The sequence below is a fragment of the Weissella thailandensis genome (genome assembly GCF_005405465.1).
In the GTDB taxonomy this organism is placed as follows: Bacteria; Bacillota; Bacilli; order Lactobacillales; family Lactobacillaceae; genus Weissella; species Weissella thailandensis.
Genome location: NZ_BJEC01000007.1, coordinates 91,836 through 101,190 on the forward strand (window position 1 = coordinate 91,836; position 9,355 = coordinate 101,190).

The following is a 9,355-nucleotide window of genomic DNA, read 5'->3' on the forward strand; positions in this document are numbered from 1 at the left end:
AATAATAAAGGAGAATTCGCACATGAATGATGAACGCTACGCCGTTTCTTTACTAGGTTTAACACTTAAAAATCCATTTATGCCATCGTCAGGTGCCTTCTATTACGGCCTTGATCATATGGATGATTTTGACCTTAATCAGTTAGGGGCTTTGGTGTTAAAGACGACAACGTTGACCCCACGGACGGGGAATCCACAACCTTGGATCGTCAATACCAAAGCCGGTGTCTTAAATTCGGTTGGTTTAGCTAATCCAGGAATAGATGCCGTGACCGCCGATTTTTTGCCGGAACTGGCTGAAAAATTACCAGATTTACCTAAGATGTTGTCAATTTCAGGGGCAACCGTTGATGAATTTGTACAACTAGCAAAAATTATTGACGATATAGAAACCGTTAATGCGATCGAACTGAATCTATCATGTCCCAATGTTGATGAAGGTGGCCGGGCCTTTGGCGTAACGGAGACTGGCATCCATGCAGTGGTGAGTGCTGTGCGCGCAGCCACGTCAAAGCCGATTTATGCCAAGTTATCACCCAACGTGACTGATATTAAGCCACTAGCAGTGACTGCTGAAAATGCGGGTGCTGATGGTTTGACGATGGTCAACACTTTAGTGGGGATGAGCTTAGACTTGCAAAGTCGTTCAGCACGTTTATATCGTGGTAAGGGCGGTTTGTCAGGTGAAGCGATTCATCCGCTTGCTGTTGAATTGATTTGGGAAGCAGCCTCTGTGGTCCACATTCCAATCATTGGTGTCGGTGGCGTGTCATCGATTGATGATGCCTTAGAACTAATGTTGGCCGGTGCTAGTGCAGTACAAGTTGGTGTCATGAATAGCGTCGATAAGCTACGATTGCCTAAGTTGATTGATGCTTTACCAGCGGCGCTAGATAAGTATCATTTTGATAAAGTGAGCGACGTTACTGGTGCATTGCGGGCCTTACCTGAAAATGAAGATGAATGGACAGCAATTAAGAAGGAGCAAGCATGAGTGTGCAGAACCCAGTTTTTATTGCCTTAGATTTTCCTGAAGCGACAGTTGCTTGGCGTTTTCTGGATCAATTTCCAGCAGATCAGCAATTGGCGGTTAAGGTGGGGATGGAACTTTTCTATCGTGAAGGACCAGCTTTTGTAGCGGCCTTGAAAGAGCGTGGCTACATTGTCTTTCTCGACTTAAAATTGTATGACATTCCTCATACTGTCGGGCAGGCAACAAAAAATATCGCTCGTTTAGGCGTTGATTATTTAACCTTGCATGCTGCTGGTGGTGTGCGCATGATGACCGCAGCTAAAGAAGCGACCCTGGCTGCTACCCATGGACCAAAGCTTTTGGCAATTACGCAGCTCACGTCATTTACGGAAGCCGAATTACAAGCGACGCAACAGATTGCGGTTTCTTTGAATGATTCTGTGATCCATCTGGCACAATTAGCGCAACAGGCCGGTTTAGCTGGCGTTATTTCCTCAGCCTATGAATCGCAGGCTATTCATGAAGCAACGAGTGACGAATTTTTGTCGATTACGCCAGGAATTCGTTTATTAGGAGATGCGCAAGGTGATCAGAGTCGTGTGATGACACCGACACAGGCGCAACAAAGGGGAACGAACGGGATTGTTGTCGGCCGTTCCATTACACAAGCAGTCGATCCAGTAGCAACATACGAACAAGTTGTGACAGCATTTCATAAGGGGTAAAAAATGACAAATTATCAACAAGCGGTAGCACAGGCATTATTAGATATTGATGCCGTCAAATTACAACCAAATGACCCATTCACGTGGGCATCAGGGATTAAAAGCCCAATTTATACGGATAACCGTAAAGTTATTTCATTTCCAACAGCTCGTAAAACGATTATTGACGGTCTGGTTACTCTCATTAAAGAACAATATCCAGATGTTGAGGTGATTGGGGGCGTTGCGACCGCGGGGATTCCGCATGCGGCCTGGGTTGCTGAAAAACTGGGCTTACCATTAATTTATGTACGAGCACAACCCAAGGATCATGGGACTGGTAAACAAATTGAAGGTTCATTGCAAAGTGGTCAAAAGGTTGTTTTGATTGATGATTTGATTTCGACCGGTGGTTCTGTCTTGGGCGCTGTTAAAGCAACGCGGGCAGCTGGTGGTGAAGTGTTAGGGGTCACTGCTATTTTCTCTTATGAATTACCAGCAGCCACGGATAACTTTTCACAGGCGGTGACAACTTTTTCATCGCTAACTAATTTTTCTAGCTTAATTCAGGTTGCAAAAGAAACTGGTGAAATTACCCATGATGAGTTAGCGATGATTGCTGGCTGGCACCAAACACTGGCGTAATTGTCAATGAGTTTATGTCCAATTTTTACGCATAAAATGGTATGATAGGAAACATGAACGAGAAGATAAATTATGAACAATTAAATGGGCTGGATTTAGCTTATTATGGCGATGCCGTGTATGAGGTGTATATTCGACGTCACCTATTAGCGAAAGGCATTACCAAGCCAGCAAAATTACAACGTGAATCAAAGAAGTATGTCTCAGCCAAGGCACATGCAGCATTATATGCGTTAATCGAAGCAGAAGGAATTTATACTGAAACGGAACAAAAATACTTTAAACGTGGACGTAATGCTAACTCACATACCAAGGCTAAAAATACGGATGTTGTGACCTACCGCATTTCAACCGGATTTGAAGCAGTGTTTGGTTATTTAGGTGCTAGTGATCAGACAGAACGCTTCGAAGAATTAATTTCATGGATTTATAAACAAGTGGAAAGTGGGCGAACGGTTAATCATGGGACAACGAAATAATAAAAAACATGTTGGTAGCAAGCAACAAAAACCTGAGGTGACAGCAGATAACCAAGTTGAATTTGTCTATGGACATCATGCAGCTGTCGAGGCGTTGAAAGGTAAGACTGAAATCAACAAAGTTTGGTTACAGACTGGATTGGCAGATAAAGCACGTCATGAACTAACGAACTTAGCGAAAAAACGTGGCTTGGTTATGCAAGATGCACCAAAAGCAAAGCTTGATGAATTAACTAATGGTGAAAACCATCAAGGAGTCGTGTTATCAATTGCAGCTTATGCATATGCAACGATTGACGAGTTATTTGCTAAAGCAGCTGAAAAAGATGAAGCACCTTTTTTCTTGGTATTAGATTCAATTGAAGATCCACATAACTTGGGGTCAATCATGCGAACTGCTGATGCAGCAGGTGTTCACGGGATTATTATTCCTAAGCGCCGGGCGGTACAATTGACCTCTGTTGTCGCCAAGACGTCAACTGGTGCAATTGAACATGTTCCCGTTGCCCGTGTTACCAACCTGGTACAAACCGTTGAACAATTGAAAGAACGCGGTGTTTGGGTGTTTGGTACTGATATGAATGGTAAGGATTATCGACGCTGGGATGCTAATGGGGCAACTGCCTTGATTATTGGTAATGAAGGTAAAGGTATCTCGCCGCTATTGAAAAAGTCTGTTGACGAAACATTAGCCATTCCAATGATTGGTCATGTGCAAAGCTTGAATGCCTCGGTAGCAGCAAGCTTGCTTATTTATCAAGGTTATAATAGTCGTCACCCATTGGCATAAGAAACCATGTTTTTGCAACATATTTGGGTGGTCAGCATTTGCTGTGACTAACATAAGTGTGACACATTGCTCGCCTTTACGTATGCTTTTCTTACATTAGTAAGGAAAGGGTGAATCAGGTGCGTGATAAACGAGCAGATTTAATTTTGTCAGCCCAAGCGGGAGATGAGGTAGCTTTTCAAGCCATCTTGCATGAATTTGAAGGTTTGATTTGGAAGACTTACCAACAACAACGTGTGCGCACGCAGCCGATTGATTGGCAACATGAATGTCGGGTCGTGCTCCATAAAACGTTACGATTATTGCATAATCAAACTTGGGCAGCATTGACATTGTATTATAAACAGTCCTTGCAAACCCATGTTGTCCAGCTTTGGCGCAGTGAATACAAGGTACTAGATTTTCAAGTACCTGCTTTACAAGATGATATTGCACCTTATGAAACTCAAACCGCTTGCGAACGGTATGCCGTTCATCAGCAAAATTTGGTGGCTTTTATTATGGAATGGTACGCAACATTACCTGGTAAAGAGCGCGAACTGGTGTTTTTGCTCGTGCAAGGTTATGGTATGGCGGAAGCTGCCCAACTGATCCACCGTTCACGTTCGTGGTGCTATGGTATTCGACGTAAATGGCGTCAGATCTATCGCTTGGAAATGAAAAACAACTAGCCGTTTGGGAGTAAAAGTGTTAAACTTTACTATACTAAAAAAGAAGTTAGGAATAGCGGTGGCGCCAAATGGCAGAGAAAAAAGTCGCTTTAGCATGTAGTGTTTGTGGTTCACGAAATTATATGGTTGCTAAAAAGCCAACTCGTGTTGAACGTTTACAAGTAAAAAAGTATTGTAAGTATTGCGGTAATCACACATTGCATCGGGAAACAATGTAAGAGCATCGAACAGAGGTTTACAGATGAAGTTTATATCAAGTGTTATTAAAGAAATGCATACAGTTACTTGGCCAACATTTAATGAAAATGTCCATAATACAACCATCGTTGTGTTTACCGGATTAGCCTTTGCGCTTATTTTTGGTGGCGCTGACTGGGTATTTGAACAAGGAATTACTTGGTTGTCTAAGTAAACAAAATGCGCTATACTATAGCTATGAATTAGCAGATAAAACCCTCATTTTAGAGGGTTTTTAATTTACAAAAATTTACGTCAAACAGTCTGAGGAGGCAATCATGGCAACTGAGTCATTCGATAAGCAATGGTATGTTTTGCACACATATGCAGGATATGAAAATCGCGTGAAATCAAATTTGGAATCACGTATTGAAACAATGGGTATGACGGATTATATTTTCCGTGTATTAGTGCCAGAGCAAGAAGTCGAAGTTGAAAAAGATGGCGAGACCAAGATTGTTAAAGAAAATGATTTTCCGGGTTATGCCTTGGTTGAAATGATCATGACTGACGAAGCTTGGTATGTTGTTCGTAATACACCAGGTGTTACTGGATTCTTAGGTTCACACGGTGGTGGTTCAAAGCCAGTGCCTTTGCTACCAGAAGAAGTTGATGATATGCTTGCTCGCATGAATTTAGTTGAACGCAAGGTTGAACACTTGGATGTCGTTGTTGGTGATTCAGTTGATGTTGTTTCAGGTAGTTTTGCTGGTCAAGGTGGTGAAATTACAGCAATCGATGATGAACGTCAAGAAGTTACTATCTTGATCAACATCTTTGGTCGTGACACACCAACGCAAATTTCATTTAACGATATCAAGCCAGTTAAATAAATATAACAAATTTGAACACTTAGCTTGCTATAAGCTAGGTGTTTTGTTATTATAATCTAGTATGTGTTGTTATTATGCACATATGTGGGAGGCGTAAATCGAAACGCGCCATTTACACCACAAACACGAAGGAGGAAACAATCGTGGCTAAGAAAGTTTCAAGTATTGTTAAGTTGCAGATTCCAGCCGGTAAGGCTACACCTGCACCTCCAGTTGGACCTGCTTTGGGTCAAGCTGGTGTTAACATCATGGGATTCGCAAAGGAGTTTAATGCTCGTACTGCCGATCAAGGTGGTTTGTTGATCCCTGTAGTTATTACTGTGTATGAAGATCGTTCATTCGAGTTCATCACTAAGACTCCTCCAGCAGCTGTTCTTTTGAAGAAGGCCGCTGGTACTGAAAAGGGTTCTGGTGAGCCAAACACGAAGAAGGTCGCTACAGTTACTGCAGCACAAGTTCGTGAAATTGCAGAAACTAAGATGCAAGATCTAAACGCAGCTGATGTAGATGCAGCTGTTCGCATGATCGAAGGTACTGCTCGTTCAATGGGCTTCACTGTTGAAGGTTAATTAAACAAGTAACGTACGGATCGCATAGGAAACTAGGCAAGATCAAGCGGGAGGTCAATGACCGTTTGACCGCGTTTGCAAGGAGGAATAGCTACCATGGCTAAGTATGGTAAGAATTATTTGGCAGCTGCTGAAAAGGTTGACAGTAACAAAGTTTACACTGTCGATGAAGCTGCTGCATTGGTAAAGGATATTGACTTTGCCAAGTTTGATGCAACTGTTGAAATTGCATTTAACTTAAACGTTGATACGCGTCAAGCTGATCAACAATTGCGTGGTGCCGTTGTTTTGCCTAACGGTACTGGTAAGGACCAAACTGTTGTGGTCTTTGCACAAGGTGATAAGGCTAAAGAAGCTGAAGAAGCTGGTGCTGATGTTGTCGGTGCCGCTGACTTGGTACAACGTATCCAAGGTGGCTGGTTAGACTTTGATGTTGCTATTGCAACACCAGATATGATGGCACAAGTTGGACGTGTTGGTCGTGTCTTGGGACCTAAGGGCTTGATGCCTAACCCTAAGACTGGTACTGTTACGTTTGACGTAGCTAAGGCCGTTTCAGAAGCTAAGTCAGGAAAGGTTACTTACCGTACTGACCGTGACGGAAACGTTGCTGTACCAGTTGGTAAGGTATCATTCGATGCTGACAAGCTTGCAGGAAACATCAAGTCATTGGCTTCTGTTATCTTGCGTTCACGCCCATCAGCTGTTAAGGGAACATACGTACAACACGTATCAATCGCTTCAACATTTGGTCCTGCTGTGAACATCGACATTTCTTCACTATAATTAGATCCTTCTAAATATAGTAGAAGTATTTGTTGACACTTCCTCGACTACCTGTTAAAGTAGTCAGAGTAATATATCGATTCTACCTAAGACGCAGGTGTCGAAAGACTCAATATCCCGCCGAGGAAGTGAAAAAACGCGAAAGCGACTTTTGACCCCCGGTGCAGTTTGTACTGAGGGTCTTTTGGTAAGAATCAAAATCTAAACAGGAGGAACATTATACCATGAGTGAAGCAACCATTGCTGTTAAAGCACAACAAGTTGCCGAAGTTGCCGACAAGTTCAAGAACGCAACGTCTGCCGTTGTTGCTGACGTCCGTGGCTTGACTGTTGACGAGTCAACTAAGTTGCGTGCTGAATTACGTGGAGAAGGCGTTGAACTACGTGTTATCAAGAACAAAGTCTTGGTTCGCGCTGCTGAAGCTGCTGATTGGTCAGATATGAACGACCTATTTGCTGGTCCTTCAGCCGTTGCCTTTTCAAACGACGATGCAATCGCACCTGCCCGTGTTTTGAAGAAGTACGCTGATGATATCGATGCCTTGGAAATCAAGGGTGGATTCATCGATGGTAATATGGCATCTATTGAAGAAATCAATAAGTATGCTGCATTACCAGACCGTGACGGTTTGCTATCAATGTTGTTGTCAACATTGCAAGCACCTGTCCGCAACGTTGCCTATGCAGTTAAAGCTGTATCAGACGCAAAGGAAGAGGCTGAAGCCTAAGCATTCGCTTAGTTTCGCGTCTTAAATTCCCGGGCATTGCCCAAAATTAAAATTGCAAAAAACGCAAATATAAAGAGGAGATTATTTATCATGGCATTTGATAAGGATTCAATCATTGCTTCATTAAAGGAAGCTACGATCATGGACTTGGCTGACTTGGTTTCAGCTATCGAAGAAGAATTTGGTGTTTCAGCTGCTGCCCCTGTTGCAGCTGCTGGTGCAGCTGGTGGTGACGCCGCTGCTAAGACTGAATTCGACGTTGAGTTGACTTCAGCAGGTACTGCTAAGGTTAAGGTTATCAAGGCAGTTCGTGAAGCAACTGGCTTGGGCTTGAAGGACGCTAAGGGTCTTGTTGACGATGCACCTTCAGTTATCAAGGAAGGTCTTTCAGAAGACGACGCTAACGAATTGAAGGCAAAGCTTGAAGAAACTGGTGCTTCAGTTACTGTTAAGTAATTAAATTCGTTTAAGTGGTCAGAGATGACTATAAAAAGAAAGCTACTTGTGTATGCAAGTAGCTTTTTTTTATGCAATAATTTTATCTTGAACCGATGTAACAAGCAAAATGACATTTAGCAATATTTATGTCATAATTGCCAAAAAATTAAGAAAATTAGTTAATACTGTTTATAGAAACTTGTCGTATACTATTAATTATGAATAATAAAAACATGCGCGGGTTACGTTCACGTGAAGAAAACCCAAAAAAGAAAAAGATGAAGTGGTTATCAATTGCCATTGCGGTAATTGTGACCATTGGTGTTATCGCCATCGTATGGCCACACCACGAGGAGATAATGCGAACGATTACTCCTAAAAAAACACAGGTCAATTATAAAAAGAATCTGTCCCAATCATGGCAAAAAACACTAAAAGAAGAAAATGCTAATGTGGATGTTGCCGTTTATGATAAAAAACATGACAGGACAATCACCTTACGACAAAGCAATCAAGATACTTTTTCTACCGCTAGTATTGTGAAGGTGTCTGTTCTGGCGACCTTATTAAGTAAACATGAGTCTACGAATGATCCACTGACAGATAATCAAAAAACATTGGCGACAGCCATGATTGAACAAAGTGATAATGACGCAACAACAAATCTGTTATATCAAATGGGTGGTTATACCGCGCCAAATGATTTGTTTGCAACACTATCAATGAATGATTCAGAGATGGATGCGTCAGCCTGGGGTAATTCAACCACAACAGCACCGGATCAAGTCACTTTGTTACGCAATCTTTTTTATAGTAGTGATACGTTGAATGATGACTCACGGCAATATGCTAAGGAATTAATGAGTCACGTTGAATCTAATCAAAGCTGGGGAATTACCGGCGGCGTCCCATCTGATGCTGAAACATCAGTCAAGAATGGTTGGTTACCACTTGATGATGGCTGGGTCGTCAATAGTATCGGCCATGTTAAAAATAAACAAGCAGACTATGTGATAGCTGTTTTGACTAATGGTGACGAGACAGAAGAAGACGGCATTAAGTTAATTGAAAAACTATCAAAACAAGCATATCGCGAGTTATCGAAATAAAAAATATATTTGGTAAAAAACGGTTGGGATGAACTGAACCCCAAAAATTGGAGAGAAGTTTAAGCAACTAGCTGGTCGGAAAGACTTCGGTATTGAACCGGAGTTTTTCCGGCCAGCTTTGTTTTAATCCGTTTATTGTTGTAGTAATAGATATAATTATTGACGGCAGACTTCAGCTCGTCATAGTTTTGATAATGGTTATTATGGACAGTTCCTACCTTCAAGAGATGAAAGAAGCTCTCCGCCATAGCATTATCTAGACAGGTCGCTTTGCGACTCATACTTTGAAACACATGGTTGTTCTGCAAACGTGAGACATATTCATAATTTTGATACTGGAATCCCTGGTCAGAGTGGATTGTTAAACGGTAATTTAATTTGGGTCTAGTATTT

The 9,355-nt window shown here is 42.0% G+C and carries 15 protein-coding genes and 1 other annotated feature; of the genes, 14 read left to right on the forward strand and 1 reads right to left on the reverse strand.

The annotated features are described in order from the left end of the window. Positions 1-22: 22 nt before the first annotated feature. From FFM62_RS04575 to FFM62_RS04640, 14 genes are all read left to right on the forward strand, one after another. Positions 23-994: a dihydroorotate dehydrogenase gene (locus tag FFM62_RS04575; protein WP_115471052.1), complete on the forward strand. Its 972-nt coding sequence runs from the start codon at positions 23-25 to the stop codon at positions 992-994. After that, complete coding sequence (gene pyrF / locus FFM62_RS04580; RefSeq protein ID WP_115471053.1) at positions 991-1,698, forward strand: orotidine-5'-phosphate decarboxylase; 708 nt, start codon at positions 991-993, stop codon at positions 1,696-1,698. Before FFM62_RS04575 ends, pyrF begins: the two co-directional genes overlap by 4 nt. A gap of 3 nt (positions 1,699-1,701) precedes the next feature. Then, positions 1,702-2,322 (forward strand): orotate phosphoribosyltransferase, encoded by a 621-nt coding sequence (gene pyrE, locus FFM62_RS04585; RefSeq protein ID WP_115471054.1) that lies wholly within the window; start codon positions 1,702-1,704, stop codon positions 2,320-2,322. A 53-nt stretch (positions 2,323-2,375) separates the two neighbouring features. Then, on the forward strand, positions 2,376-2,801 hold the full coding sequence (locus FFM62_RS04590) for a Mini-ribonuclease 3 (RefSeq protein WP_115471055.1): 426 nt from the start codon (positions 2,376-2,378) through the stop codon (positions 2,799-2,801). Next, complete coding sequence (gene rlmB, locus FFM62_RS04595) at positions 2,785-3,591, forward strand: 23S rRNA (guanosine(2251)-2'-O)-methyltransferase RlmB (RefSeq protein ID WP_083603478.1); 807 nt, start codon at positions 2,785-2,787, stop codon at positions 3,589-3,591. Before FFM62_RS04590 ends, rlmB begins: the two co-directional genes overlap by 17 nt. 119 nt (positions 3,592-3,710) lie before the next feature. Continuing rightward, positions 3,711-4,262, forward strand: a complete 552-nt coding sequence (locus FFM62_RS04600) for a hypothetical protein (RefSeq protein ID WP_075270277.1) — start codon at positions 3,711-3,713, stop codon at positions 4,260-4,262. A 68-nt stretch (positions 4,263-4,330) separates the two neighbouring features. Further along, positions 4,331-4,480 (forward strand): 50S ribosomal protein L33, encoded by a 150-nt coding sequence (gene rpmG / locus FFM62_RS04605; protein WP_075270276.1) that lies wholly within the window; start codon positions 4,331-4,333, stop codon positions 4,478-4,480. Between the two features lie 23 nt (positions 4,481-4,503). Continuing rightward, on the forward strand, positions 4,504-4,674 hold the full coding sequence (gene secE / locus FFM62_RS04610) for a preprotein translocase subunit SecE (protein WP_115471056.1): 171 nt from the start codon (positions 4,504-4,506) through the stop codon (positions 4,672-4,674). A gap of 103 nt (positions 4,675-4,777) precedes the next feature. Beyond that, complete coding sequence (gene nusG, locus FFM62_RS04615; protein WP_075270274.1) at positions 4,778-5,332, forward strand: transcription termination/antitermination protein NusG; 555 nt, start codon at positions 4,778-4,780, stop codon at positions 5,330-5,332. Positions 5,333-5,475: 143 nt separating this feature from the next. Next, positions 5,476-5,901 (forward strand): 50S ribosomal protein L11, encoded by a 426-nt coding sequence (gene rplK, locus FFM62_RS04620; RefSeq protein ID WP_075270273.1) that lies wholly within the window; start codon positions 5,476-5,478, stop codon positions 5,899-5,901. A 96-nt stretch (positions 5,902-5,997) separates the two neighbouring features. Beyond that, positions 5,998-6,687 (forward strand): 50S ribosomal protein L1, encoded by a 690-nt coding sequence (gene rplA, locus FFM62_RS04625; RefSeq protein WP_075270272.1) that lies wholly within the window; start codon positions 5,998-6,000, stop codon positions 6,685-6,687. A 67-nt stretch (positions 6,688-6,754) separates the two neighbouring features. After that, positions 6,755-6,882 (forward strand) — a sequence feature (ribosomal protein L10 leader region). Between the two features lie 29 nt (positions 6,883-6,911). After that, on the forward strand, positions 6,912-7,415 hold the full coding sequence (gene rplJ / locus FFM62_RS04630) for a 50S ribosomal protein L10 (RefSeq protein ID WP_075270271.1): 504 nt from the start codon (positions 6,912-6,914) through the stop codon (positions 7,413-7,415). Positions 7,416-7,505: 90 nt separating this feature from the next. Continuing rightward, positions 7,506-7,871 (forward strand): 50S ribosomal protein L7/L12, encoded by a 366-nt coding sequence (rplL, locus tag FFM62_RS04635; protein ID WP_075270270.1) that lies wholly within the window; start codon positions 7,506-7,508, stop codon positions 7,869-7,871. Between the two features lie 215 nt (positions 7,872-8,086). Continuing rightward, complete coding sequence (locus FFM62_RS04640) at positions 8,087-8,962, forward strand: serine hydrolase (RefSeq protein WP_168388671.1); 876 nt, start codon at positions 8,087-8,089, stop codon at positions 8,960-8,962. Between the two features lie 59 nt (positions 8,963-9,021). Here the strand turns inward: FFM62_RS04640 and FFM62_RS04645 are convergent. Continuing rightward, the coding region (locus tag FFM62_RS04645; RefSeq protein WP_137604531.1) for an IS3 family transposase at positions 9,022-9,355 on the reverse strand (334 nt) is incomplete at its 5' end.